The organism is Pantoea sp. Lij88, assembly GCF_030062155.1.
Taxonomy (GTDB): domain Bacteria; phylum Pseudomonadota; class Gammaproteobacteria; order Enterobacterales; family Enterobacteriaceae; genus Pantoea.
The window spans coordinates 3,451,922-3,477,409 of record NZ_CP118269.1; the positions used below are offsets into that span (position 1 = coordinate 3,451,922).

The window sequence follows — 25,488 nt, forward strand, 5'->3', positions numbered from 1 at the left end:
TACCCTCATATCCAGCCTCGCTCTGCAAACGACACAATGCCATCTGTGCCGACAACCAGATGATCGAGCGTATTCACATCAACCAGTGCCAGCGCTTCTTTAAGCCTACCGGTAATGTTGCAATCGCATTAGCTGGGCTCCGGATCACCGGATGGATGGTTATGCACCAGCACGACTGCTGCAGTATTGAAGCGAAGCGCTGACTTCACTACCTCACGAGGATGGACCTGGAAATGGTTAGATCTTTAATGGCTGGTACTCTGATGCAGACCACCATCGAAGAGCAGTCCACCGAACGCAGTCATATGGGGCGACTCTGTCAGGTCATGAGTGGATAAGGCACTGTGTAACACGCCGCGAATGGCCTATTATCTTTGGCTGCAGACGGTCAGGTCATCTTACATCAGACTATTCACTACACTTCCAGCCAGGCAGGCAGGAACCACAAAGACATTCTCTGGACAGTTCATCTTGTCGTGAAGAATGGTCGGTTCTGCATAATAGATGTTAAGGGTTATATCGATATCAGCAACTCCGCTTCTATTACGCACCGTTCAGACTACTACTATGTTCGGCGATAATCTATATCGATGTAATCGCAGAAATAATCCGTTTGGGGAAATATGAGCAAAAAAATAAAATAGAAGTCTTATTGTAAAGACATACGTTGGTGGAGGCCCGTCACTTTTTAGGACTCTACCGGAAGAAAGTACAGGACAAGATAAGTGTGAAAGCGCTTTTCCGCGCCAACATATCACTTGTAGATTTGTGCTAAGATATAAAAAACGGTAGTGATGTATTTTTCTTTATGACAGACAATACAATATATTTTAAAAATTTATCCATAGACTATTTCTTTTCCATTAAATATAATATAAGAAGTAGTGAACGATAGAAGATATTTCGTAGCTAACATTTAACAACTAATATTGGAACTTACTGATATGTCTACGAACGCAGTTCTAAGCTCGTTTTTCACCTCTTTAAATATTCAAGAAGATAAATTCACCCCTCTATTGAAAAATGACGGGTTGGGAATTATCTTACGTTCGGCAGTTAATGAACTTGACTGGATGCATCATAACCATACCAGTGAATACAATAAATCATTTAGTCACGATGAATACTTTTACGTATTTAAAATAGGTGTGACGCGACTCATAAAACTTGCCCTCGAATCACGAGAGTCATTTAAAATCCCTTCAGTAATGTTTCTTAGGAATAGTGAAACAAGCTCTTTGACGCATAATATAGTATTAGGGCTAGGTATGATTGAGCATGGCCGAAGAGTAGGGCAATCAGTTAATGCAGGTATAGCTAAAATAACACAATCTGGTTCAAACGATTTTACTATAACTCTCCCCTCAAATATCATTGATGAGGAGAGCTATGAAAACACGATAAACAACTACTACAAAGAAATATACAATAATAATTTATTGGAGATTTACAAAACATCTTTCATGCAAAAATTAAAGCTTGATGTAGATAAAGAATTATTTGATTCAGTTTATCCTTTTGCAAATCATTATATTGGTTATGAAACCTCTCCTTTACTAGATGAGTTTTTCTTTGCGCTATCCTATAACGAATTAGTCAATTATGATGGATATGATACCTTTCATTACCTGACTAAATTTGGTGGTATTGAATTTCAAAAATATAAACTTGCTTTAGCTTTTATAATGTCAACATTTTCCCGGCACGAAAAATCAGCCGAAATGCTTACAACAAAACATCCAGAAATCAAATTGGAAAATATTTTAACAATATCGTCATACACGTCTGAATATACAGAAAGCATGTGTGAAGCAATTAACCATTTTGGCTCCGCTCTAAAAGGATACACACACACGACCTTTGATGATGCAAAAAAAATATTTGAAGTTCTATCTTGCAGTCGAAAAAACACTGCTTTGTTAGATCGGCCCGGTGCGGAACTTCCACTATTAATACAGAGTTCAGAAGAAAGCTTTTTCAGATGCATTACGGCACGACACTCCTCACCATTCCAGTTTTTACTCGACTCACTAAGGTACCATTTTAGTAAAGATTATGACAGACACCAACAAACTCGAGAGAAAGTGCTGCAAAATGCTGTAAGGCGGCTATTAACTAAAAACTTTAACGGATTAGAATTCAAGCAGAACATAAAAATAAAAATCAATAATAGAACATTAACCGATATAGACTTAGTTATAATTGAAGAAAGCACTGGAGATACTTTCCTTTGTCAGTTGAAACATCAAGAATTATACGGTTCCGATCTGCATGCGAAATATACTAGGACTGCGAGGCTAAAAGAACAAGCAAAAAACTGGCTAAATTCAATTAATAAATGGTTAGCCGATACTACTCAGCCAGATGTCAGAGCGACATTACGTGTTTCTAAAAAAACCCCGGCTCTTACCATATATAAAGTATTTATAACAAAGCATTATGCTTATCCTGTTAAAAATCTATCATATAATAATGACACTATTTATTGCAATTGGGCTCAACTGAATTATGCTATTCATTCAATAAATAACGCCAAAGATGTTAAAGAAAACAAAATAAATAGCATTATAGAAAAAATAAAAGAACTTGAGGTAATATATAAAAACGAAGAACATCTCAAAGAACCGAACTCAACATGGGTTGTTGAGGATTTAAGTTTCACCATAAAGCATGAAACTTAGAGTCTAAGGTGTATTTTAAAATACATAAAAAACATACCCAACAAAGGTATATATTCACTAAAAGATATATACCTATATAGATTCTGAACAATATTCAGAAAAGGTCTTTTTAGAGTAAACATCATCCGTTTAAACATCGAATATATTTTTTTATTAAACTTTCGTCAAGCTCATAAAATCATTTTATAATAAAAATGTATTAACCGTGATAAATTCTTCTTTTACCGTACAATCACCTGCCACCCTGCCACTTCGTTGTAACCTAACACTCTGTACAATCTGTTTTATCGTGTTTTTAAACACATTAATTACACTCTTGCTTTCTAAGAATAGCAAGTATCGAATAGCTAGGTTTTATCCTCAGTTTATATAAAGACTATTGAACATTTAACTATGGTTTGCGTACTCATGAGGATCTAGCAAACGTGCTTATCCTCAAAACTATGCAATGCATCTTAGTGCTCAAACTTACAGGATGCAGCACCTCTAAAACCATACAATTTTCTACTTCCCAAAGGGTTACAATCAGACAGATACAACATATAATGTAATGTTAATAACCACTAAAAATATTAATGATTGAAAAATCAATGAGTTAAGAGGACGAGCTTTATCAATGAGGGTCATAGACTTTTTCTGCGGGTGCGGTGGAGCCAGTAAAGGTTTTGAACTGGCCGGGTTTGATATCGCCTTAGGTATCGACTTCGACGAAAGCGCTGAAGCCAGCTATAAAGCTAACTTTCCTCAAACAAATTTTATTCGTGATGATATCAGAAATATCAAGATACGGGATGTTGCCAAGTTAGTGCCAGAAAGAGATAGTGCACAACTGGTATTCTGTGCCTGTGCGCCTTGCCAACCATTCTCTTCACAGAACAAAACTCGAAATGTTGATGATAAACGCAGAACTCTTCTAGGAGAAACGAAGCGCTTCATAAGAGCATTCCGCCCCGCCTTCATTTTTATTGAAAATGTTCCAGGCATTCAAAGTGTCAAAATTGAAGAAAATGGTCCTTTTGCAGATTTTCTTCATTTCATTGGCCGATTTGGCTATCAATATGATTTTAAAGTAGTATCTAGTGAATTTTACGGTGTTCCTCAACAAAGGAAACGCTTGGTTGTTCTTGCTAAATTGGGTGGATATCCTGATTTCCCGGCACCAACACACGGCCACGAAGAAAATCCATTCGCAACAGTCAGAGACTATATTGGTGACCTACCCAGTTTACAAGCAGGTGAATGCAGCCCAGATGACCCACTGCATATTGCTGCTATCATTACTCCCATAAATATAGAGCGCCTTCAGCACACTCCTGAAGGCGGAGATCGAAGAAATTGGCCTGACCACTTGTGGCTAAATTGCCATCGAAACTATAACGGCCATACTGACGTTTATGGCAGAATGAGGTGGGATATGCCATGTAAAACTCTAACAACCAAGTGTACAAGCATTTCTAATGGCCGATTTGGACACCCTGATATCACTCAAAATCGTGCTATTACGTTTCGAGAGGCAGCCTGTTTACAGACTTTCCCCCCAAATTTTATTTTCGAGGGGAGCAATATTTCAAAGTCTAAACAAATAGGTAATGCCGTCCCAGTACTTTTGGCACAGTGTTTTGCAGAAGCAATTCTCAAACAGGCTAAATTTTACAAGGAGACCGGGTATAGTTGACCCGATTTTTATATGGCAAATATTAGAACTAAAGCTCGTGCTCTTGACATGCTTGGCAGACAACAGATCGCCGGTATTCCCACCGCATTAAGTGAACTGTTTAAAAATGCTCATGATGCCTATGCAGACAATGTTGAAGTAGACTATATACGGAAAAAAAACTTATTAATTTTACGCGATGATGGCCTTGGGATGACTAAGGAAGAGTTTGAGGAGCGCTGGCTCACTATCGGTACTGATAGTAAACTAATCGATGAAGATAGTATCGATATGCCAGAAGTTGATACATCTAAGCAGTCTCGGCCTATTATGGGAGAAAAAGGTATTGGCCGATTAGCTATCGCTTCAATTGGCCCCCAAGTAATGGTAATAACTCGTTCACGCAGGAATGGAGCCAGCGGTAAAATTGTCGCAGCCTTTGTCAATTGGACACTTTTTTCTTTACCAAAGTTAAATTTAGAAGATATTAACATTCCAATAATAGAAATTCCTCAAAATGAATTTCTTTATAAAGTACATGTCGAAAATCTCATACAAGAAGCAAAGGAAAATGTATTAAACTTAAACGGTAAAATTTCACAGAAAAAAATTGATTTAATTATATCGCAACTAGAACAGTTCAACTATGACCCAGAATTCTGGGATGCTAATTTAAATAGTCTCGATGATAACCTCAACCTAAAGCGTGATCATCTTTCTCTAAAAGGCAATCGAGGGGGAACCCATTTCATTATAACACCTGTAGATGAAATTTTAGCCGATGATATTGAGACGCTTAATACTACTAGACGCACAGATCAATCTTCAAGACTTGAGAAATCATTGCTAGGTTTCACGAATACGATGTACGAAAATTCGCATCCTCCGATTATGGCTCGTTTTCGAGATCATACTTTACATGGTGAGTGTATTGATAGAATCAGTGAATCTGTTTTTTTTACACCAGATGAGTTTGCTATTGCTGATCATCACTTTAATGGTTTATTCAACGAATTTGGACAGTTTTCAGGAACGATAAGAATCTATGGTGAAGAAAAAAATGTAATTATCCCATGGCCTGAAGGCAGTAACAAAGAAACATTATGTGGATCATTTCGACTTAACTTAGCTTATTTGCAAGGCCTCCAAAGAGATACAAAAATTCCTCCAGAAACATGGAGAGAACTGAGAGATAAAACTGACAGAATGGGAGGGTTGTATGTCTACAGAGATGGCATACGTATTTTACCATATGGTGATTCAGACGTTGATTTCCTTCGTATTGAGCAACGTCGTTCTAAAAGCATGTCTGAATATTTTTTCTCATACCGAAGGATGTTTGGAGCAATAGAATTAACTAAATCAAACAATGCTGAACTGAGAGAAAAGGCAGGGCGAGAAGGCTTCATCGAGAATAAAGCATATAAGCAATTCAAAGCCATTTTGGAGAATTTTTTTATTCAGGTCGCGGCGGATTACTTTAACGATAAAGGTGACCAGTCAGCAACATTTATAGAAACAAGAGCTCGCCAACAACGTGAAAATGAATTAATTAAAAAACGCGAAAGCTACAAGGCTTCTAAACGAAAACGTTTTTCAGCTTCTCTTGATAATTTCTTTAGGAAGCTTGACAATGGTATTTTCGAAAAAGCATTCCAAACTTTAAAAGAAAAATCACAATCAGTTTTCGACAATTTTGATCCTAAAAACTTATCAGTTGATGACCTTGTTTTCAATGTGGAGAAAATTAGACTTAACGAGTTCGGAAGATTACTAGAAAGTATCGAGATTACCAAACCATCTGGCGTTGGATTAAATAAAGAACTAGCTGATCGTTGGGATCTATACCAAGTTAAGAAAAATGAAATCATTATTAACATTGAAAAATGTAAGGCAGATATTGGTGCTAGATTAGTAGACTATGAAGATCGATTTGGTGACAGGACAGGTTTACGGCATCGTTTTAATGACTCTCTTTCTTTACTTGAAGAATCTCAAAGAAAACAACTTAATGACGCATATAATAAAGCTAATAAGGTGCTTGAGGAACTGCAACAACAAGCACGACAACTACTAAATCAAAGTAGGCAACAGTCTAAACAGAATACAGCTGAAGTTTTTAAAGATTTCAATTCAACCAGTTTTCAAGGCGTCACAACAGAACAACTCTATAAGTTGAAAACTGATTTAGAATCGAGAATAGATAATTCTTCAAAAGCAATATTAGATAATGTAAACCTCATAATCGATAGACTCGAAGCAGCAAAAGAAGGTACTGACCAAAATACTACTTCTTCTACCGAGTTAGTTTCTATTTTAGAAACTGAATACGAGCTTTTACTTGAACAGCATGACAAAAATTTACATCTTGCTCAATTAGGAATGGCTCTTGGTATTCTTGGACATGAATTTAATAGTAACATTTTATCACTTCGTCGGGCTTTAAATGAAATGCAGCCTTTTGCAGCTCGCAACGAAAGATTTAAAATAATTTATGATAGAGTTCGCATTGGATTTGATCATCTTGATGCATATATAAAAACCCTAATTCCATTAACAAGACAGACTGGGCGTAGGCGTACACTCATAACTGGCAAAGCTATTAGTGAATTTATTATTTCTGTCTTCGAAGAACGTTTAGAAAAAGAGCAAATTGTTATTAATTTTACTGAAGGTTTTTATAACCAAAGTGTAGTTACTTTTACTTCTACTATATACCCAGTATTTATCAACCTTATTGATAATGCCATCTATTGGGTAGCAAAAAGCTCAGGACAAAAAACGATTACTCTCGATTCGTGTGTTAATGGTTTTCTTATCAAAGACTCCGGCCCAGGTATTCCGACAATTGACCAACAAAATGTATTCGAATTTGGATTTAGCCGCCGGTTGGGTGGACAAGGTATGGGTCTTTATATCGCCCATCAAACCCTAACACGCGAAGATTTTGAACTCTCTCTTGACCCATATGATCCCAATACAGGTGCAGTTTTCCGGATTGTAAAAAACGAACATAACGACATTGATGTGGAGTGATATTGTGCGCACAGGATTATTTTTTGAAACCTCACAACGTATTGTTAAGAGCTTTTTGAGTAATGTAGTTGCAATTGACGATAAGTTATTTTTTGGTAATGCTATATCTAATCAGGAAGAGGCAGCCTCTGCTGGTAATAAAGACCCCTTTGCTTTTGGCGAAGAAGAAAGTGCTTCAAGTGAGGAGGATAGTGGTTTAGGTATAGCAAATATTAGCCTCGCTTCGTCTACAATTAGGGATAGATTAGAAAAAGAAGTTCATAATTTAGATTATCAAGACCTATCTTTAGCTTTCGCTGAATATGGAATAAATTGTAGTGGTTTTATTCCTGACGTCCATAGATTCAAGACAATTGAAGATGCAGCTGAGAATATCACACTGAGCGCAAAACGTGTAGATGCTACAATTCTTGATTGGCGCATGGATGAAAACTTTGGTGCTGAAATCGGAAGCTTAGCTAAGGCAAGTATTTTAAAAATATTACAGCATGATAAAAATCAGCATGGAAGATTAAGACTAATTGTGATCTACACCGCAGAACCGAATATCGCAGAAATTACTGGAAATATTGCAAAAACATTACAGAGTGTAGATTTTAGTGTTTTAACGAATGGAAATAACATTAATTTTGATAATGCAGATTTAGAATTCTGTCAAATTACTGTCATAGAAAAGAAAGCAACCGCAAAAGAGTTACGAGAAGAAGTTGTCTCATTATTTACCGAACTGACCATAGGACTTTTACCCAATGCAACCCTATCCACACTTAGCGAGTTGAGAGATAAAACTCATCATATTCTTCATACTTTTAGTAGAGATTTAGACCCTGCTTATTTGTCGCACGTAATTGGATTGCTATCGTCACCAAAAGTTAGAGAAAATGCTGAAGAAGTTGCTCTTGATTATGCAGCTGAATTAATAGCTGAAGAATTAAAATCCATGATTCAAATAAGCCACCCTTTAAAGTTAAGCTTAGAAAAAAATAGAATAATAGACTGGCTTAGTCATGTAAATATGGAAAATGACGATGATTTCTTTGAGATTGTAGTAGGAGATGAATCGGGAAAAGTTGGTTCATCTAGAATGAAAGAACTTATTGCAGCTACAGAAAATGAACAAATTGACACGATACTACAGTCAGAACCCAAAATAATTAGTAAAGGTCAAGATTCTCTCAGCTTTTTTGAAAGAAATAGAATTCAAGTAAATTTAAAAAATGGGACTACCGATAGCCATGAAAAGTTATCAATCATTGAGTGTAAGCGTCGTGACGGCCTCTCTCTTACGAATTTAGCATATGCTCCAAATATTAAACTCGGTTCGATAATAAAAGATAAAAAAGGTAAGTATTATATTTGTTTACAACCTTTGTGTGACAGCGTCCGTTTAAGTTCAGATGCGAGTTTTCTTTTCCTTGCAGTTAAAGAAGTTAAAGAGCCTACAGGGAAGTTCACCCATGTGATCCAATCAAAAACTGGTGAAAATATTCGTTTGATGGCTAGATGCTCAACTCAATGTATCCGTAAATTTGATCTTAAACGCAACAAAACCACCCGTACAGTAAAAGCTTCCAACCAAGCCGGTAGCAATGAATATATAATTCAGTGTAAAAAAGAAAGTGGAGGCATTGAGGAACTATTTTGGGTTGGTGAGCTTAAAAATAATGTTGCCCAAGCAATATCAAATCATGTGGCTGCAAGTATTTCTCGAATTGGTCTAGATACAAATGAATGGTTGCGTTTAAGCTCATCTATAAGCATTGCATAATCCTCAGCCCTCCAGACGTATTTATAGCTGGAGGGCCTTATTAAGGTAAGCAAGAGAATTTACTTTGTTTATACAGTCATAGCTTATTATGATAAATTTCAGTATCACTTAAAATATAATTATCACATAAAAAATATAGAATATGTAGCAGTCCCCTTCTCAATCAAAAAGGCTACATCTAATATTATAAATATTTCATATTGGGCTTAAATTTCACCATGCAAATACTGTACGGACATGTAAAAATTTATCCTTTAAAAAAAGAAGATTTAAATCAATAAACTATTCAAGCGTTAAATAATCTGCTGCGTTCTTTTAATGCCAATTGGCTTGGATGTTGATGCTTAATAGCAGGCAAATAAATTTTCTTACCATCATAAAAGTAGTACTCTGATTTATGTAATTTTGCCGAAACGCTTACTGTAAAATCATTATTCAGGCAAATAAGTCCCATGTCGAATAAAAGATGTAAATCTGCACGCAATAATAATCCATTACTTAACTCATTCGTTGCCTGCCCCATGTACGGGTAGATATGTGCAGCCTGAAGAGTTTCAACAACCATTGTGCCACTTATAGCGCATCGACCATCATAAGCCAAAAGCAAATTTTTTCTAAATGATGCTTGACCACGTCTAATTGAAACTAATCTATTAGCCACCTCTCTCTTAGCATCTATTTCATCAATATTGAATCCTATTTCAGAAAATTTTTTTCCATAGAACCCCCATGAATTATTGACAACCATCCACTACTATCTAAAGATGTATTGAACAGTATTCTTTTTGTCCCATTCCCGCCTTTAGCATTTATATTGGATTTAAAAGATTGCAGAGCGTGACTTATTTTTCTTCTTAAAGTGAGTATGTCATAGTTACGGATATCTATTTTAGTTTCACCATCAATTATCAAAACCCTTTCTCTTGCAGACCAAGTTTTAATTGATTTTGATGATACTAATGTCACTTCTATATATTCGACATTGCAAATCTGAAGTCTAGATAATATGGCATCTAAAGCAATTGTATAATCGGAATTCCTTTCATTACTTTTACCTTTTGCTCCTCCCCTAGATTCAAGTACTAATCCGAATACTCCATCTAAGGTTGTTATAGAAACTGAAGCATTAAGCTCTTTATTATCCTCAGAAATAACTTTCATTATAAAACCCTTAAAGAAAAAATCAAATAAATTATTAAATAACTAAGTGTAATGTTAATAACTGGCAATAAGACCAAAAACATTTTTCATAAAAACAAATTCTTATCTAGTGTTCTTTTTTGCATAGTCAAATGGACTTACCCCCCTCTCCCGATTCTCATCAAGATATTCCCCCCACCACTGCAGCATCAACCTACGCTCCCCCAGATGCTCCGCCTTATGGATGTAGGCTGCCCGAACAGAGCTACGCTCTTGATGGCTCATCTGCCTTTCCACCGCATATCTCGACCATAAACCCGATTCAATCAATGAGCTACAAGCCATCGTCCTGAATCCATGTCCACAGACTTCCGTTTTCGTGTCATAACCCATCACTCTCAGCGCCTTATTCACCGTATTCTCACTCATCGGCTTACGTGGATCGTGATCGCCCACGAAAATCAGCTCTCGGTTCCCATTCATGCTTTGATATTTTCCAAGATAGCGAGAGCTTGTCGCGACAAAGGAACAAGATGAGGACTCCTCATCTTCGAACCACGTTGAGAATGCTTAACACCTTCCAGCGGTTCACGCTCGCCGGAATCGTCCACATAGCCGTTTCAAAATCCACTTCTGACCAGCGGGCAAATCTCAGCTCGCTTGAACGGATAAAAACTAACAAGATAAGTTCGACAGCCAGTCGGGTTAACGGCCTGACAGAATAGCGATCGATGCGTTGAAGTAATTCAGGAATACGGTTAAGTTCCAGAGCAGCACGATGCTGTCTTTTCGCCGTAGCAACCGCACCGGTAATCTCTTGCGCGGGGTTATAGTCGATTAAGCCGCTCTGCACAGCAAAACACATAATCGCGGTAGTACGCTGCTGTAAACGGGCGGCAACTTCGAGCCGCCCGGATGACTCGACGGCTTTGATGGGTACAAGCAGATCCCGTGTCTTCAATTCAGCAATGTTCCGCTTACCGATAGCAGCAAAGAGATTATCTTCGAGGCTTTCAATACACGAACACTGTGCGATGCAGACCACTTCTGATTGCTGGCGTGCCACTCTCTGGCTACCACTTCAGACATTATCGCCTCTTGCTCCTGCTCTACCTTAACAGCTTTCTTGTTCTCACTGGGATCGACGCCATTAGCTAACAGCTTACGGGCTTCATCCCGGCGTGCCCGGGCATCCGCCAATGACACTTCAGGGTATTTCCCTAGCTCCAGCATCTTCTCTTTACCACCGAAGCGATAGCTTAGCCGCCAGTATTTTGAGCCGTTAAGGTGAACCAGCAACGCCGTCAGTCAGTTTATAGGATTTTGCTTCAGGCTTAGCCGAACGTACCTTCACATTTCTCAAAGCCATGATGGGTATTCTTTCAAGGCTTCTGTATGGGTACAAACATTATCGAACCAAGATGTAGCCACAGTTGTACTCGCATCTGTAACTTGCTGTAGTTTGAATAAGGTGGCTTCGGATGAATGAACGAGGATGAAAACATTGCGGATACCGAACTTGAGACACAAAAAAAGCCGCCCTTAAGCGACTTTAAATTGCATACATGGTGCCGAAGGCCGGAATCGAACCGGCACGCCTCGCGGCGGTTGATTTTGAATCAACTGCGTCTACCGATTTCGCCACTTCGGCACTGAAGGGTATGCGGAAAACGTTGAGGATTATACCGTTACCCCCTGTTTCCGCAACCCTTATCCGCAGGCGAATGTGCAACTGCTGAAAAAACCGTCTTTTGGGTTCTCAGGTTCACCTGCTTAACCCGAAACAGCCTTCACATCAGTCACCAGCGTCGGCAGATCCCAGGTGCCGCCCGCATGGATGTAACGACACATGCCGGTCCCACCGTCATAGCTTTTGCGGAAGGCCTTGCCATCCCATACCCAGCTTTCCTGGCTCATGCAGTCACCGATGCCCCGGCCTTTCTGCACACTGGTAATCTCGCCCTTGTCGTAATCCGACCCGGAAATGGTCACCAGCTCAGGCTTGCCTTTTAACTGGTTATCAATGACCCAGTAGCCATATCCTTCGTTATAAGCGGCACGCCAGCAGAGTGCTGAAAGCAAAGCGTGTGTGTCATCCAGTGGCGTAAGCGTGAGTCCGTCGGTTTCCGGATCGCTGTTTTCTGCAGGTGAATACAGGCTGTCGCACGTGTCATCATCATTATGATTGACCGTTGCAAGCAGTCGGGTTTTCAGCGCGTCGCTTTCCGCCGCGGTCAGCAAACGAGGTTCGCCGCCGAGGGTTTTAGCCGCCTGGATAACCGGTGCGGGCACAGCCTTAACTACGCTGCTTTCCGGCTTATTGCCTTTTTTGGTGAGCGCGCCTGGCGTACCGATACGGCCCTGTACGTCGTCCGCTTTCAGCAGCACGGCATACGCGCCCTCGCCAGAAAGCTGGAATGGCTTTGTGCCGCCTTTAAACTCGGCTTTACCGCTACCTTTGACGGCGCTGATTACCGCAGAGGTCTGACTGGCTGACATTCGCCAGTTGTCATCAGCCGCCACCAGATCGCCAGCTGATTTCCCGTTGATCCACAGCGTCAGCTTTTCCGCTGGCTCGCTGTCATCTTCGGTATCGCCCAGCGTCACTTCTCCCACTGTCTCCGTTCCAGGTCCAGCGGCACGGGTGAGCAGGATGGAGCCGGAGGGATCTTCCTCTTTGGCATAACCTGCAATGCGGCAGGTCAGAGTGTTATCACAGACAACTTCCCAGTCTTTGTGCTCAAGCGTTTTGCCGCTCTGGGCGGCCTGAGCCGACAGGGAGAACATCGCCAGCACGAAAAGCATCGGTTTACAGTTCACTTTAATCCCTCAAGTTTTAATTCTGATATCAGTGCTGATATCACTCTCACCTCGGGTCAAAACAGGCGCAGGAGTGCCATACCTCCCTGTCGTTTTACAGACGCCCCAGGGTCATTTCCTGCACCTCGGCCGCTGGATTGGCCTCTCTCACGGCGGCAAGAAAACCGGCAAAATCCCGATTAAAAAGGCTGTAGTTGTTCAGCACTCTGAACTCCCTTTCGGTGCGATAAGACCCGGTGACGTAACGCACCAGCCATACTCTACGATTACTGACTTTGGTTCCGGTGACTTTTATCCTGATAATATTTTCCAGCGGCACTTTGCAGAGAGTTTCGCCGTCACGCTGCTGATACAGGAAGTCGCTGTCATAGTAATAATCTTCCGTGTTCATACCCAATTTTTTTAATATCGGGGTGTTAGCCGATATCTTTTTCATCTCGCCTGGAGAAGGAGGTAACCCTTTTTTAAGGGGCAAAGGCCTGAAGCAATACCTGATAAATAAAATGATTAAAGCTAACGGCAATAGGGAAACAATAAACGAAAAAATCTGATGCATTTAACATCCCAGACTGCGCGGATAGTTCCTGATTATATCCAGGAAGATGTGACGCCGTTATCCGTTTTTACCGCCCTGCCCGATCATCTTTCAGTGCAGTACGATCTGTCTGACGAGTGCCAGTTCCAGACAGCGCTGAGCGCCTGCCTTACGACTAAGTTGCCTGAATAAAACCGGCAATGACCCAACGCTTTAGCCTGTGGATCCTCCCTCTACTTGCCTATCACGCCGATGTTGTCTCCATCGACTTACAACGCCTGTTCGCTCCTGGAAACGCCCAACCCCCTCCCGACCTTTACGGTTTACATTTATCGATATTTGTTATGTGATCCTGTTACGTGAATTCCTCGAGCCGTCTCGCAAAACAGGATCCTGCATGCGCTTTTACCAGGCCGATCCCCGCCTTGAAAACTACTGGCGAGGCGTTATTCTTTTTGGCAAAAACGTCGCGTCCTATAAATTTGCTCTTGCCCATGCGCTGTACGATCTGAAGCAGCCGGACAATGATTTGATTACGCTGGATGAGCTGGCCGTGCCCTTTGTGCGGCATTTATGCGCCCATCTGCGTTATGCGCCGAAGCAGATCACCAGCAAAAGCAGCGAGTTTCTGGAGGCATGCAGACAATTCAACGCAGGCGAAATCAACGAAGAACAGTTGATCACTATTACCGTTAAGCGCGGTTTTGCTAACGTCATCGATGCTTTTCATAATGTGAATCACGCTGAGATCGACAAACGCTTCTTCCTGGATGAACGGCGAAGCCATAAAGGCATCCGGCTTACGGACAACTTTTATCAGCTGACGGAAACCGAACACTTTGCCAGTCTGGAAGCTGAGACGAATGCCAGATGGCGGCTGGTTGAAGAAGCCTGGGCGATGAACGTTTCACGCAATCTGATTGCGGTTGATTATGACGATAATGACAAGATGCTTTTCAGCCGTCAGAGCGGTCGCCGCGTCGATATTACCAGCTGTCGCAGCAGCCTGAACGGCTACCAGAAAGGCCGGTGCTTTTATTGCTTCCGTACCATTGGCGTGACGGGCGGCGAGGAGAATCTGGCTGATGTCGATCACTTCCTGCCGCTGATGCTCAGCGAGCAGATCGGCAACCTTAACGGTGTCTGGAATCTGGTGCTGGCCTGCCAGACCTGTAATCGTGGCGCTCAGGGTAAGTTTGCGCGTATCCCGTCGATAACGCTGCTGCAGCGGCTGCATGATCGAAACGAGTACTTTATTAACAGCCATCTGCCATTGCGGGAGACGTTACTCCGCCAGACCGGCGCAACGCCGATGCTGCGGCACAGCTTCCTGCAAAACAGCTGGGATACGGCAAAATTTGCTCTGCTCCACGAGTGGCAGCCAGCGGCACAGGGAGACAGCCTGTTTTGAGCAACGAAGATTATTACCGACAGAACGCTCAACGGTTTTTTACCGATACGGCAAGCGTAGATATGTCTGCGCTTTACCCGCCTTTTGTTGACTGCCTGCCGCCGGGCGCACGCATTCTGGATGCGGGCTGTGGTTCAGGCCGTGACGTCAAAGCCTTTAGTGAAATGGGTTTTGACGTCGAAGCCTTTGATGCATCGGCGGAGCTGGTGGCGCTGGCTCGCCAGTTATCCGGAAAGCCTATAGCGCAGATGCGCTTTCAGGATGTGGATGCGGTTGAAAGATATGACGGTATCTGGTGCTGCGCCTCGCTGCTGCATGTTTCCGAAGCTGAACTACCCGGCGTCATGACCAAACTGGCAATGGCGCTGAAGCCTGGCGGCGTAGGGTATCTCTCTTTTAAACATGGCCGCGGCGAACGGGAAAAGGATGGGCGCAGATTTACGGATATGGATGCATCTGGGTTACAGAAACTGGTCGAGAGGATAAATACTCCCGGCGGTGGCCCCCTGACTAAAAATATGACGGAGATAAAAAGTGAGGCTGGCTCTGAGGACACAACGGTAAAGAGATTTGCTCTTGAAATAGATAAAATCTGGCAGACCGGCGATGTTCGTATCGGACGCGGCGACGAAGTGTGGCTGAATGCGATTATCAGGAAAAGTTTAATCTTCTAGCTGCCCTGTAAAAGGCCCTGGCTCTTTCTTGCATATCACATGTTCAGCATCAGACATTATCAGTGCCCATCAGCGCCTGTTGTTGTCAGGATGAGCGCCTCAATGCGTATGGTCATGATGCATCTTGTTTTCGACCTTATCTTTCACTTCGCCAGCTTTATCCTTCACTTTCTCAGTCAGCCTTTCTTTGTGGTCGAGGTTATACGCGCCGGGTACACGTTGAAACTTCAAGGAAAGTTTTTACATAAAATCTTAAACAGCTGTCATTTTGGCGCGGTCAGGCCCCTCAAAAGATTGCCATCACAGTTACAATATTTTAATGTTAATTCATCAATGGACACGGTTTCCGAGGAAAAGCAATGGACGCAACAATGCTCGCCAGTTCAGTCTTATCGGGCGTAGTTTCAGTACCGATGGATTTTTATCTGGGACTAGAGCGAACCTTTCAGGATTTAAACCTTTCTGATGGTGGCAGGCGCATCCAGTCACGCAATATGCATGACGACGTCCGCATTGGCCGGGCTGTCTATCAGGCCTTCCGGGACAGAAATAAGATAGCGAAAATCGTTAATATCATCATTGATGATTCGCTGCAGTACCTTCCCGAACCTGCACTGCGTAAGGTTTATGACAAGCTGACAGGCAACGCAACGTCAATGACCAGCCGGACGGCTACGCAACTTACATTGTCTTCTTACCTGGGATCAAAGGTCATCAGTGGTGTCATGCTGTCATTCATTTCCCGCGTGGCACTCCGTGGACTGACCGGTGGACTGACTGGCGGCGTCATTGCTCAGGGCGTAATTTCCCGCGCCTGTGAAGCTTCCAGACGACTTCAGATGCAAAACCCTGAACTGTGGCGAAAACTGCGGATTAACGACTACGACATGCTCTATTTCATGTTCGAAGAACCCCTGCAGAACTTCATCAAAATGGGTGAAATGTTACGTAAAAACCCCTCAGCCTCCAGAGAATTTATTAATGCTATCGAAACTTATTAGACTTCTTCGTAAGCTCATCGCCGAAGTGTCTGGCGGTCTGGTATTAATGGCTATGGTGGTGGGCATTTTTTTGGCAGCCACACTGAATGAGGGTGCCATGCGCATAATTGCTCCGCTACTCGTTCTTGTTGTGGGCCTGGTTGTTTACGGCCTGACCTGGCTGATAGCTGAAAAGCCAGACCGCCGTTAACCCTGTGCTGACTAAAGCCCGGACAACAAGCATAAGTCGTCATGAGTTCAGACCAGATATCTAACGAACACGCTGTCCTTGCCGCCTGCGGAATAGATCAGTCAGGAGGTGGATATGGCGATATTCGCAAAGCATGATAATAAAAAATCTTTCAGCCTTAATTCAATCACGGCATTAAATTCATCGGCACGCCTGTTATTCCATTAACAATAAAAGAAAAAAGCACGACTCGGCAAATATAACCTCCAAGATAAATACCACACAACCCGAGGAGGCCGCTTATAAAATTTGCCACAAGCAAATCGGAACTTGCTTATTACTGACTTAAAAAATCACTTCACAAAAAAATAATAACCACAAGCATCTGAATATTTCATCACTTTTTTTACAAAAGAGTTCCAGATCGCTATTTAATGAAGAAAGTCAGGAATGCTCTGCTCCTCAGCCTTTTTTAAGAACACTGAATAAGTACATACCGAGGTTGAGATGGAACAAGCACAATGCAGTGCGTAGGGATGGGGACTGGTTGCACGTCTGGTAGCAGGCAGTGCATCAGCGGTAAGCTGGCAGGATCAGCTGAGCAATGCAGCGTTACTGCTCAGCCAGTAAAATAACGGCAGCACCACCATAACAAGCCGCAACCTTAACCGCTCACTTGCCCCCCACACAACGCAAAAGAGCCAACCTCGCGGTTGGCTCTTCCTTGCATATTGCATGCTCAGCATCGGGCATTAAATCTGCCCATCAGCGCCTGTTGTTGTCAGGCCAGGCGCCTCAATGCGTATGGTCATGATGCAGTTTGTTTTCGACCTTATCCTTCACTTCGCTGGCTTTGTCCTTCACCTTCTCAGTCAGGCTCTCTTTGTGGTCGCGGTTGTGCGCGCCGGGTGACTGCGTCGCCGCGCCCGCTGCAGCAGGTTTTACCCCTGCTGTCGTACCCGGAAGCTCGCTCTCCAGACCACCTCGTGCATGGTCGATATCCACTTCCTGACGACGTACCGTGTCGTTAATGGTCTCGGTACGATCGCTGCCGTCGGTACGCACCACCACTTCTTCTTTCACGTGGGTCGTTTTGTTGATTACCGGCTGCTCATGGGTCTCAGCGACCTCGACGGTTTTCTCCGACCAGTCCACTTCTCCGGCCAGCGCGGGTTCATTCACCGAGCGGCGGAAGATGTCAGCGTGCTGCTCATGCAGCGAGATATCTTCAGAGACGGTATCGGTCACGGTATAGCGTCGTACGCGGGTGGAGCCTTCGCTGACCAGACGTTTACCCACTTCCACCTGCTCTTCGGCCAGACGCAGAATATCTGCTTCGCTCTCATCACCGGTCAGTGAGGTGCGTAGCGGTTCAGCCGGGCGGTCGTTGGTCTCACCGGCAAACTGCTTACCTGCCGTCGGGTTGATGCCCGGCGCGGCGGTGCCGTTCTCAACGGAACTTTGCATACGTGACGGCACATCTACCGAGTCATGAGAATGGAGAATCGTCATGGCGCGGGCCAGTTTCTCCTCCTCAGTACGGATGGTCAGCACTACACCGCCCTTGTCCATTGCTCGGGTGTAGACATCCGCCTCATCTTTATCGACGTCATGCCCAAACAGACGCTGCCACAGGCTCGGATGGCGGACAGACTGCCCTTCCTGCTGCAAACGTTCTCCACTGATAAGACTGATGTCCCGATCAGAAAAGCCTGCTTTCACGAGATTTCTTTTCGCGGCCTCTGCCTGAATTGCAGAATCGAACAGTGTTACGATTTTTTCCTGTGCCATGATAGGTTCCTCTCTGTTAGCTAATTTGATCGTCATCTCTCTCAACTTTTACCTGCTGCTCACGTCGGGTCACCACTTCCTGAAAAGGAACATTCTCCTGCACTTTTCGGATGTGGATCTCCTCTTTAAGCACCAGCTTTCTGACGATTTGGATTTCTTCCTCTACTACCGGGACAATCAGTACACCGTTCTCTTCCCTGATCTCAGGCATTGTTTCAACGGGCTGCGCTTTCGCTACATGCTCAACCTCAACCTTCTCCCGGTTAAGCAGTGTACTGATGACCTCGTCATGTTCAGTTGTGGAACGGGTAACACGGACATGTCCATCCACAATCTTTTGCTTCGTCAGGGCTATTTGCTCTTCAGCGATTTTAAGCGTGACCTCTGCATTATTATTGTGCTCTGGCTGTCCAGCCATAATATCGCTCCCGTTAAATTAAATATCTGCCACAACTGCCTGACACAGTGATTAAGCATGAACACTCTCGCGGATTCCGCAAGGCGGGATAATAAAAAATCCTGAACCTAAAATTAATTACGGTACAGAAATGAACATCAATAAACCAGCTAACCCGCTTATTTTACCGCTGCGCTAAAAATATAAAACAACTAAAATTCAACAAGTTATAAAAATATAGTTTCACAGGTAAATATTAACCACTTAGACGAAACCCCTTAAAAATTCATTTATAAGCAAAGCGGTAACGTTAATTTAAACCAGGACGATTCCTGATAAATCCACAGAGAATATTAAATAATGTTTCAGCAGCGCTCGCATATTATCCATCCAGAAAAATTGCATCAGGAAATAATAACAGTCTCACTCACCCGAAACGTTTATCACCCCTGTTACAGAAGATTCCCAAAGCGCTATTTATAAAAGAAAAGCAGGAACTTTCTGCTCGTCAGCCTTTCTTAGCAAAACAAATAAGCACATACAGAGGTTGAGATGAAACTAGCACAACGCAGTGCGTGGGGATGGGGACTGGCGGCACTTCTGGTCGCGGGCAGTGCATCAGCGGCAAGCTGGCAGGATCAGCTGAGCAGTGCAGCGTCGCAGCTCAGCCAGCAGAACAACGGCAGCACCACCGGCACGCAGCAGCAGAATGGCGGCCTGTCGCTCTCTTCTATTACCAGCATGCTGGGCGGCGGCGACAAAGCGGTCAGCGCCAACAGCATGACTAACGCCGCGGGTGTAATGCAGTACTGCGTCGAACACAATGTGGTGAAAAACAATGTGCAGTCGGTAAAAGATCAGGTGCTGAGCAAGCTCGGTCTGAATACGACGACTGCGCAGGAACAGAAAACCGATTACACCCAGGGTGTGGCAGGTCTGCTGAATACCGGTAACGGCCAGCAGCTTAATCTGCAAAGCCTGAGCAACTCGCCAATGGGTGAGAAGCTGAAAACCAAAGCCTGCGACGTGGTACTGAAGCAGGGCAAAAACTTTATCTCCTGATCCCTCTCCTCTTCTCTCCCCTCTCTTGCTGGAGGGGAGCGTTAAACGCCCCCTTGCTGTGATGCCTGACATTCCCTTAACCTGGGGTTGAGCGCTATAGTGTTGTTTTGATTTCTACAGGACAGCACGCATGAAAGGCATCAACATCGCACTTTACTTCGACCCCGATCAGATTCAGGCCTGCGTTCACGAACAGGACGACAGCTATCTCAGCAAAAAATTCGAGTATGACGATGGCGTGATTGAAGAGATCTATCAGTGGCTGGAGCAGTACGAACCTAAACGCACCCACATCTGCCTGATTGAAAACGAAACCGCCGAGCTGCTGGCCGATGAGCTGGTCGACAGCGGATTCCGCGTCCATCAGGTCACCATGCATCAGCTGCTGAGCTGGTTCGCAACCGAGCCGCCCTCCACGCCAGACGGCACACCGATGCGCGCGATGCTGCGCTTCCTGGAAGATGAACATCCGCGTGAATATGAGTCGCGCACGCCGCAGACCGAAGCGCTGATGGAGATGTTCGATGAGCTGGACGCGCTGGAGATGGTCGATGACGCCGACGACGAAGACTCGCTGCCCGGCGATCTGCTGCGTGCCATGAAGAAGCACAAAATCACCGCCAGTGCCGCGGCCCAGCGTCTGTTGCCGGACGTCAACGAACGTATCCGCGAACATCTGATGCAGTATCCCGAACTGATGACGCCCGAAATCCTGCAGGACTTCTTCCCCGAGCTGCTTGAGGCGCTGGAGCGCCCGAAACATTAATCAGGGAGATGGGACATGCTGGAGCTGATTAAAGCGGTCAGCCTGGGGCTGGTCGTCATCCTGCCGCTCGCCAATCCGCTCACCACCGTGGCGCTGTTTTTAGGGCTGGCGGGTGACATGAATTTCCAGGAGCGCAACCGTCAGGCGCGCCAGGCTTCCATCTACGTTTTCGCCATCATGGTGGTGGCGTGGTACGCGGGCAGCGCGGTGCTGAACACCTTCGGTATCTCCATACCGGGTCTGCGTATGGCGGGCGGCCTGATCGTCGCCTTTATAGGCTTCCGGATGCTGTTTCCGGCGAAGCCGGCGGGTCATTCGGTCGAAGCGAAGCACAAACTGGATGAGCAGGAGGCCACGAAAGAGCCGGTGAACATCGCCTTTGTGCCGCTGGCGATGCCGAGTACGGCGGGGCCGGGAACCATTGCGATGATCATCTCTTCCGCCTCGACGGTAAGAAGTGGCGTCGATTTTCCTGCCTGGGTCATCAGTGTCGCGCCGGTGCTGACCTTCCTGCTGGTGAGCCTGATTCTGTGGGTCTCGCTGCGCAGTTCGGGTGCCATCATGAAGCTGGTGGGGAAAAGCGGTATTGAGGCGATATCACGCCTGATGGGATTTTTACTGGTCTGTATGGGCGTGCAGTTCATCATTAACGGTGTGCTGGAAGTGGTGCGCACCTTTCACTAATCCGGGATTTCCCCTCTCCTGACAGGCAGAGGGGAAGCCTCGATTACTTCAGCGTTTTACGCACCTCAGCAACCTGATCTTTGCTCACCGCTGGCGCGGTGTTACTCCAGCCCTGGCGAATAAAGGTCGCCAGCTGCGCGACTTCATCATCATTCAGCCGCTGGGCAAAGCCCGGCATCGCCAGTTTAGATGGCGCTTTCGCAGTCGAAGGCTGCTGTGCGCCTGCCAGGATGGTGTGGATCAAGCCGGTGGGATCGTTAGCATTGACGATGGTTGCCCCATCCAGCTCCGGGAAGACCCCCGGTGCGCCTTTGCCGGTTACGAAGTGACAGGCACCGCAGTTATCCAGATAAAGACGCTCGCCTTCGCTGAGGTTCTTCGCGGCGGTGAGTTTCGCTTCCGTTGCCTGCTGCGCCTGCACGCTGAACGCCTGCAATGGCGGATTGCCGCCGAGGAACTTCAGGTAGGCCGCGATGGCTTTCAGATCTGCATCGGTCATGTATGAGGTGCTGTGCTCCACCACCGAAGTCATCTCACCACCGACTGCCGCCTTATCGTTTCGGCCGGTCTGCAGGTAATCCACCACTTCCTGCTCGCTCCAGTGCGGCACACCGCGCAGAGACGGCACATCCCAGTTGTTCAGGCTGCCGCCCGCCAGGAATTTATCGTCGCTGCTATCCAGCGCTTTCTCGTTCATGCCCAGACCGCGCGGCGTATGACAGCTGCCGCAGTGGCCCAGACTCTCCACGATATAGGCACCACGGTTAACCTCGGCTGACGCGCCACCAATCGGCTGGAAAGGCTTATCCGAAGTGAACGCCCAGTTCCAGAACCGCATGCCCCAGCGCTGGCTGAACGGGAAGCTCAGATCGGTCTCCGGCGGCTGTTCTGCGCTCGGCTGCACGCCTTTCATAAAGTAGACGTAGAGCGCGTGGATATCGGCATCGCTGATTTTTGCATAGTCAGGATAAGGCATGGCCGGATAGAGGTGCGATCCGTCCGGTAATACCCCTTTGCGCACGGCGTCAGAGAACTGCTGCTCGCTGTAGTTGCCGATGCCGTGCTGCTTATCCGGCGTAATGTTGGTGGAGAAAATGGTGCCGAGGTTCGACTCAATCGCCAGTCCACCTGAATAAGCCGGTTTGCCGGGCAGCGAGTGGCACGCCATACAGTCGCCCAGCCGGGAGAGATATTCACCCTGCTTAATCAGTTGCGCTTCATCTTCGGCGTGAACCGGCAGCGCAAATCCGCTGGCCAGCAGCACCGCGTTGGCAAAAATAAAAGACTTCAGTTTCAGCTTATTCATGCGCTTATGCCTGTACCAGTGGACCGGGATTTTTCAGGTAGTGATCTTTGATCGCCTGAGCCGCCATCAGGGTAATCGCACCGATGGTATCGGTCGGGTTCGCCTGGAAGTTCTGCGGGAAGGCGTTGCCGCCCGGCACAAAGACGTTATGCACATCCCAGCTCTGCAGATACTTGTTCAGCGCCGAGGTTTTCGGGTTATCGCCCATCACGGCACCGCCCACGTTGTGGGTAGAGACATATTTGGTGATATCGAAGTCCGCGCCCATCGGCAGGAAGCTCATGCTCATGCTGTCCGGGTTCAGCTCTTTAGCGATGTTGCCGACGATGCCTTTCAGATGCTGCTGCAGCTTCAGTTCGTTCTCTTTCCAGTTAAACGTCATGCGCAGCAAAGGCAGGCCACGGTGATCGTTGTAGTTTGGATCGAGATCCAGATAGATATCGCGGTAAGACTGGCAGGTGGTGGTGATGCTGATCTTCATCGAATGACCGTACCACTCCTCCAGGCCTTCCTTGTAGCCCATGCCCCACGATGGCGTGCCCTTGGGCAGCGAGGTACTGATTGGCGTACCGGTCGCCTGCGAGCTGTGGATCTTCGCGCCGCCCAGGAAGCCGAGCGCAGGACCGTCGAAGTTGCCTGGCGAGATATCGTTAAACATCTGGCCGGTCGCGCCTGCGGTGGCATACGGATTGAAGTTTTTATCTTTGAAGAACAGGGTCGCGCCGCCGTTCGACAGGAACGCGTAATTACGGCCTACCACACCCTCTTCGGTAATCGGGTTGTAAGGCTTACCGATGCCGGAGAGCAGCATCAGACGCACGTTGTAGAGCTGGAAGCTGCTCAGCACCACGATTTTGGCTGGCTGGAAGCACTCATTGCCCTGCGCATCGATATAGATCACGCCTTTGGCGGTTTTCTTATCGTCGTTCAGCACCACTTTGATCACTTCTGCGTGCACTTCATAAGAGAAGTTCGGCATGCGCTTCAGCGAATCCATCACCGCGGTCTGCGGCGACGCTTTGGAGTAGTTCAGGCAGGGATATTTGCTGCAGTAACCGCAGTAGTTGCACGGGGCGATCTGGTTGCCGTACGGGTTTTTCCACGCGCGTGACACACAGGCTGACGGGTTCGGGAACGGGTGGTACCCCAGTTTCGTGGCCGCCTCTTTGAACATCACGTTGTTCAGCGTGTCATCCAGCGCGGGCAGCGGATAAGGCTCAGAGCGCGGACCTTCAAACGGATCGCCGCCTTCCAGAATTTTGCCGCGCAGGTTGCCGGTGTTGCCCGACTGGCCGCAGATCAGTTCGAATTTGTAGTAATAGGGTTCGATCTCTTCCCAGCTGAACGGGAAGTCCATCACCCGCATATCTTCCTGCAGAATGCCGGGCTTGTAAGCTTCGTCAGCGTAGGTCTTGAGTTTGATATCGGTCGGGGTCGGACGGATCAGTACCGCCGTCCAGTGCATGCCCGCGCCGCCCACGCCAGTACCCGGTGCAAACGCACCCCATTTACGGGTGGGTAATGCCGTCTGGCTGCTGTTGTAGCGCACGGTGACCGCCACTTCGGCCGGTGTCGCAAACACTTTGTTGCGCACCGCATAGGCGTATTCATCTGCCGGTTTTGGATAGGCGAACTCGTCGTAATCACGATCGCCGCCGCGCTCCAGGGCGCGCACGTCCAGACCGGCCAGTGCCAGCTCGATGCTCATCAGCGAGCCTGCCCAGCCGAGGCCGCAGACCACGACGTCGACTTCTTTTTTAGTAACCTGTGCCATGATAATCCTGTTTCAAAAACCTGATGTGGAAGCGCTTTATGCGCGTTCACCTTTGATGCTGACCGGGCCGAGCGGATAAGGCACGTTGTGCTGTTTCACCCATTCGGTGAAGCTGGCACGCGCGCCCGGGAAGCCGATGGCGATCCAGGCTTTCATGCCTTTATTACCGCCGTACATCGGGTCGGCCAGGTAGCCATGCTTGGTATCTGAAAGCAGCTGGCTGAAGAAATGAGACGGTTTAAGATCGGCTTCGCCCAGTGCGGCAAAGTCGATCTCGTTTTTGTTCACCTGGGTCAGCACCGCATCTTTCTCTTCCAGCGTCAGCGCATGAAACGCTTTCTGATGCTGGTTCTGCGACCACTCATTGACCAGGCGGATGCCGCTCTTATAGATCTGCTGTGGGCGGAACGGGATCTGATACCCCAGGGTTGCGGGCGCCTGAGTGTTGAAAGGTCCCTGCATGTAGATTTCACTGCCAAACGCTTCGCTGTGCAGCTGCTGATCGATAAAGATCGGCACGTTGGTTTCCAGCGCGCCCGGCGCCTTACCTTTGCCGCCCGCCGGAATTAAACGGTCGGTGGCGGCCAGAATAAACTGCCACTCATCGGCACTAAAAAAGATCGGTTTGTAATCAGCTAACTCGGGGGCGGCCATTTCTGCAGCCTGTGCCGCCGTCATGCCTTTGAAGACCAGCTCACTTAATGGCAACGCCAGCAGTGAACCGAGCAAAAATTTACGCCTGGTGGTGGGTTTTTCTAAAATCATATCCGCACGACTCTCATCTGCTAAATACCCGTTTTATGTGTTATGACGCTGAAA

Annotated in this window: 20 protein-coding genes, 1 tRNA gene and 2 pseudogenes; 11 read left to right on the forward strand and 12 right to left on the reverse strand. The window is 46.0% G+C overall.

The window, feature by feature from the left end:
* Positions 1-5 precede the first annotated feature (5 nt).
* Positions 6-239, reverse strand: a pseudogene (locus PU624_RS20045) (JAB domain-containing protein); the annotation flags it as partial.
* A gap of 705 nt (positions 240-944) precedes the next feature.
* On the opposite strand from PU624_RS20045, the gene PU624_RS20050 reads away from it, so the two are divergent.
* The 4 genes from PU624_RS20050 (at position 945) to PU624_RS20065 (ending at position 9,139) form a co-directional block, all read left to right on the forward strand.
* Complete coding sequence (locus tag PU624_RS20050; protein ID WP_283546364.1) at positions 945-2,681, forward strand: hypothetical protein; 1,737 nt, start codon at positions 945-947, stop codon at positions 2,679-2,681.
* Between the two features lie 616 nt (positions 2,682-3,297).
* The gene (locus PU624_RS20055) at positions 3,298-4,356 is read left to right on the forward strand and encodes a DNA cytosine methyltransferase (protein ID WP_283546365.1); all 1,059 of its coding nucleotides are present in this window, start codon (positions 3,298-3,300) and stop codon (positions 4,354-4,356) included.
* A 12-nt stretch (positions 4,357-4,368) separates the two neighbouring features.
* Positions 4,369-7,371, forward strand: a complete 3,003-nt coding sequence (locus PU624_RS20060; protein WP_283546366.1) for an ATP-binding protein — start codon at positions 4,369-4,371, stop codon at positions 7,369-7,371.
* Positions 7,372-7,375: 4 nt separating this feature from the next.
* The gene (locus PU624_RS20065; protein WP_283546367.1) at positions 7,376-9,139 is read left to right on the forward strand and encodes a response regulator receiver domain; all 1,764 of its coding nucleotides are present in this window, start codon (positions 7,376-7,378) and stop codon (positions 9,137-9,139) included.
* 286 nt (positions 9,140-9,425) lie between these two features.
* Here the strand turns inward: PU624_RS20065 and PU624_RS20070 are convergent, their stop codons facing one another.
* From PU624_RS20070 to PU624_RS20095, 6 genes and pseudogenes are all read right to left on the reverse strand, one after another.
* The gene (locus PU624_RS20070; RefSeq protein WP_283546368.1) at positions 9,426-9,887 is read right to left on the reverse strand and encodes an HNH endonuclease; all 462 of its coding nucleotides are present in this window, start codon (positions 9,885-9,887) and stop codon (positions 9,426-9,428) included.
* Positions 9,836-10,300, reverse strand: a complete 465-nt coding sequence (locus PU624_RS20075) for a hypothetical protein (protein WP_283546369.1) — start codon at positions 10,298-10,300, stop codon at positions 9,836-9,838. The genes PU624_RS20070 and PU624_RS20075 overlap by 52 nt, the downstream gene beginning before the upstream one ends.
* A gap of 102 nt (positions 10,301-10,402) precedes the next feature.
* Positions 10,403-11,648: pseudogene (locus PU624_RS20080) on the reverse strand (tyrosine-type recombinase/integrase).
* Positions 11,649-11,845: 197 nt separating this feature from the next.
* Positions 11,846-11,930: transfer RNA gene (locus PU624_RS20085), tRNA-Leu, on the reverse strand.
* A 122-nt stretch (positions 11,931-12,052) separates the two neighbouring features.
* Complete coding sequence (locus PU624_RS20090; RefSeq protein WP_283548040.1) at positions 12,053-13,084, reverse strand: DUF1176 domain-containing protein; 1,032 nt, start codon at positions 13,082-13,084, stop codon at positions 12,053-12,055.
* A 109-nt stretch (positions 13,085-13,193) separates the two neighbouring features.
* A complete protein-coding gene (locus PU624_RS20095) occupies positions 13,194-13,655 on the reverse strand; it encodes a hypothetical protein (RefSeq protein WP_283546370.1) in 462 nt (153 codons plus the stop codon).
* Positions 13,656-14,031: 376 nt separating this feature from the next.
* Between PU624_RS20095 and PU624_RS20100 the strand changes: the two genes are divergently transcribed.
* The 4 genes from PU624_RS20100 to PU624_RS20115 all read left to right on the forward strand — a co-directional run bounded on the left by PU624_RS20100 (position 14,032) and on the right by PU624_RS20115 (position 16,910).
* On the forward strand, positions 14,032-15,045 hold the full coding sequence (locus PU624_RS20100; RefSeq protein ID WP_283546371.1) for an HNH endonuclease family protein: 1,014 nt from the start codon (positions 14,032-14,034) through the stop codon (positions 15,043-15,045).
* Positions 15,042-15,719, forward strand: coding sequence for a class I SAM-dependent methyltransferase (locus PU624_RS20105; protein ID WP_283546372.1), 678 nt, complete (start codon positions 15,042-15,044; stop codon positions 15,717-15,719). The genes PU624_RS20100 and PU624_RS20105 overlap by 4 nt, the downstream gene beginning before the upstream one ends.
* Positions 15,720-16,078: 359 nt before the next feature.
* On the forward strand, positions 16,079-16,720 hold the full coding sequence (locus PU624_RS20110; RefSeq protein ID WP_283546373.1) for an Ssp6 family T6SS pore-forming effector: 642 nt from the start codon (positions 16,079-16,081) through the stop codon (positions 16,718-16,720).
* A complete protein-coding gene (locus PU624_RS20115; protein WP_029519648.1) occupies positions 16,701-16,910 on the forward strand; it encodes a hypothetical protein in 210 nt (69 codons plus the stop codon). Before PU624_RS20110 ends, PU624_RS20115 begins: the two co-directional genes overlap by 20 nt.
* 774 nt (positions 16,911-17,684) lie before the next feature.
* Here the strand turns inward: PU624_RS20115 and PU624_RS20120 are convergent.
* The gene (locus PU624_RS20120; protein WP_283546374.1) at positions 17,685-18,680 is read right to left on the reverse strand and encodes a YsnF/AvaK domain-containing protein; all 996 of its coding nucleotides are present in this window, start codon (positions 18,678-18,680) and stop codon (positions 17,685-17,687) included.
* A gap of 16 nt (positions 18,681-18,696) precedes the next feature.
* The gene (locus PU624_RS20125; protein WP_283546375.1) at positions 18,697-19,098 is read right to left on the reverse strand and encodes a DUF2382 domain-containing protein; all 402 of its coding nucleotides are present in this window, start codon (positions 19,096-19,098) and stop codon (positions 18,697-18,699) included.
* 531 nt (positions 19,099-19,629) lie between these two features.
* Here PU624_RS20125 and PU624_RS20130 point away from each other — a divergent pair.
* From PU624_RS20130 to PU624_RS20140, 3 genes are all read left to right on the forward strand, one after another.
* A complete protein-coding gene (locus tag PU624_RS20130; RefSeq protein WP_283546376.1) occupies positions 19,630-20,139 on the forward strand; it encodes a YjjA family protein in 510 nt (169 codons plus the stop codon).
* Between the two features lie 130 nt (positions 20,140-20,269).
* Positions 20,270-20,905: a hypothetical protein gene (locus tag PU624_RS20135; RefSeq protein WP_283546377.1), complete on the forward strand. Its 636-nt coding sequence runs from the start codon at positions 20,270-20,272 to the stop codon at positions 20,903-20,905.
* 15 nt (positions 20,906-20,920) lie between these two features.
* Entirely contained in the window at positions 20,921-21,589 is a 669-nt protein-coding gene (locus tag PU624_RS20140) for a MarC family NAAT transporter (RefSeq protein WP_283546378.1), read from the forward strand.
* A 43-nt stretch (positions 21,590-21,632) separates the two neighbouring features.
* Here PU624_RS20140 and PU624_RS20145 read toward each other — a convergent pair whose 3' ends face one another.
* Genes PU624_RS20145 through PU624_RS20155 form a run of 3 tightly spaced genes read right to left on the reverse strand, consistent with a single transcriptional unit; the run spans position 21,633 to position 25,434 of the window.
* A complete protein-coding gene (locus tag PU624_RS20145; protein WP_283546379.1) occupies positions 21,633-22,895 on the reverse strand; it encodes a c-type cytochrome in 1,263 nt (420 codons plus the stop codon).
* A gap of 4 nt (positions 22,896-22,899) precedes the next feature.
* Positions 22,900-24,669: a GMC family oxidoreductase gene (locus PU624_RS20150; protein ID WP_283546380.1), complete on the reverse strand. Its 1,770-nt coding sequence runs from the start codon at positions 24,667-24,669 to the stop codon at positions 22,900-22,902.
* 36 nt (positions 24,670-24,705) lie between these two features.
* On the reverse strand, positions 24,706-25,434 hold the full coding sequence (locus PU624_RS20155; protein WP_283546381.1) for a gluconate 2-dehydrogenase subunit 3 family protein: 729 nt from the start codon (positions 25,432-25,434) through the stop codon (positions 24,706-24,708).
* Between the last annotated feature and the right edge of the window lie 54 nt (positions 25,435-25,488).

Coding starts and splice junctions, on each gene's coding strand:
- PU624_RS20050 (WP_283546364.1), top strand. CDS start 945: ATGTCTACGAACGCAGTTCTAAGCTCGTTTTTCACCTCTTTAAATATT.
- PU624_RS20055 (WP_283546365.1), top strand. CDS start 3,298: ATGAGGGTCATAGACTTTTTCTGCGGGTGCGGTGGAGCCAGTAAAGGT.
- PU624_RS20060 (WP_283546366.1), top strand. CDS start 4,369: ATGGCAAATATTAGAACTAAAGCTCGTGCTCTTGACATGCTTGGCAGA.
- PU624_RS20070 (WP_283546368.1), bottom strand. CDS start 9,887: ATGGTTGTCAATAATTCATGGGGGTTCTATGGAAAAAAATTTTCTGAA.
- PU624_RS20075 (WP_283546369.1), bottom strand. CDS start 10,300: ATGAAAGTTATTTCTGAGGATAATAAAGAGCTTAATGCTTCAGTTTCT.
- PU624_RS20090 (WP_283548040.1), bottom strand. CDS start 13,084: ATGCTTTTCGTGCTGGCGATGTTCTCCCTGTCGGCTCAGGCCGCCCAG.
- PU624_RS20095 (WP_283546370.1), bottom strand. CDS start 13,655: ATGCATCAGATTTTTTCGTTTATTGTTTCCCTATTGCCGTTAGCTTTA.
- PU624_RS20100 (WP_283546371.1), top strand. CDS start 14,032: ATGCGCTTTTACCAGGCCGATCCCCGCCTTGAAAACTACTGGCGAGGC.
- PU624_RS20110 (WP_283546373.1), top strand. CDS start 16,079: ATGGACGCAACAATGCTCGCCAGTTCAGTCTTATCGGGCGTAGTTTCA.
- PU624_RS20115 (WP_029519648.1), top strand. CDS start 16,701: ATGCTATCGAAACTTATTAGACTTCTTCGTAAGCTCATCGCCGAAGTG.
- PU624_RS20120 (WP_283546374.1), bottom strand. CDS start 18,680: ATGGCACAGGAAAAAATCGTAACACTGTTCGATTCTGCAATTCAGGCA.
- PU624_RS20125 (WP_283546375.1), bottom strand. CDS start 19,098: ATGGCTGGACAGCCAGAGCACAATAATAATGCAGAGGTCACGCTTAAA.
- PU624_RS20130 (WP_283546376.1), top strand. CDS start 19,630: ATGAAACTAGCACAACGCAGTGCGTGGGGATGGGGACTGGCGGCACTT.
- PU624_RS20135 (WP_283546377.1), top strand. CDS start 20,270: ATGAAAGGCATCAACATCGCACTTTACTTCGACCCCGATCAGATTCAG.
- PU624_RS20140 (WP_283546378.1), top strand. CDS start 20,921: ATGCTGGAGCTGATTAAAGCGGTCAGCCTGGGGCTGGTCGTCATCCTG.
- PU624_RS20145 (WP_283546379.1), bottom strand. CDS start 22,895: ATGAATAAGCTGAAACTGAAGTCTTTTATTTTTGCCAACGCGGTGCTG.
- PU624_RS20150 (WP_283546380.1), bottom strand. CDS start 24,669: ATGGCACAGGTTACTAAAAAAGAAGTCGACGTCGTGGTCTGCGGCCTC.
- PU624_RS20155 (WP_283546381.1), bottom strand. CDS start 25,434: ATGATTTTAGAAAAACCCACCACCAGGCGTAAATTTTTGCTCGGTTCA.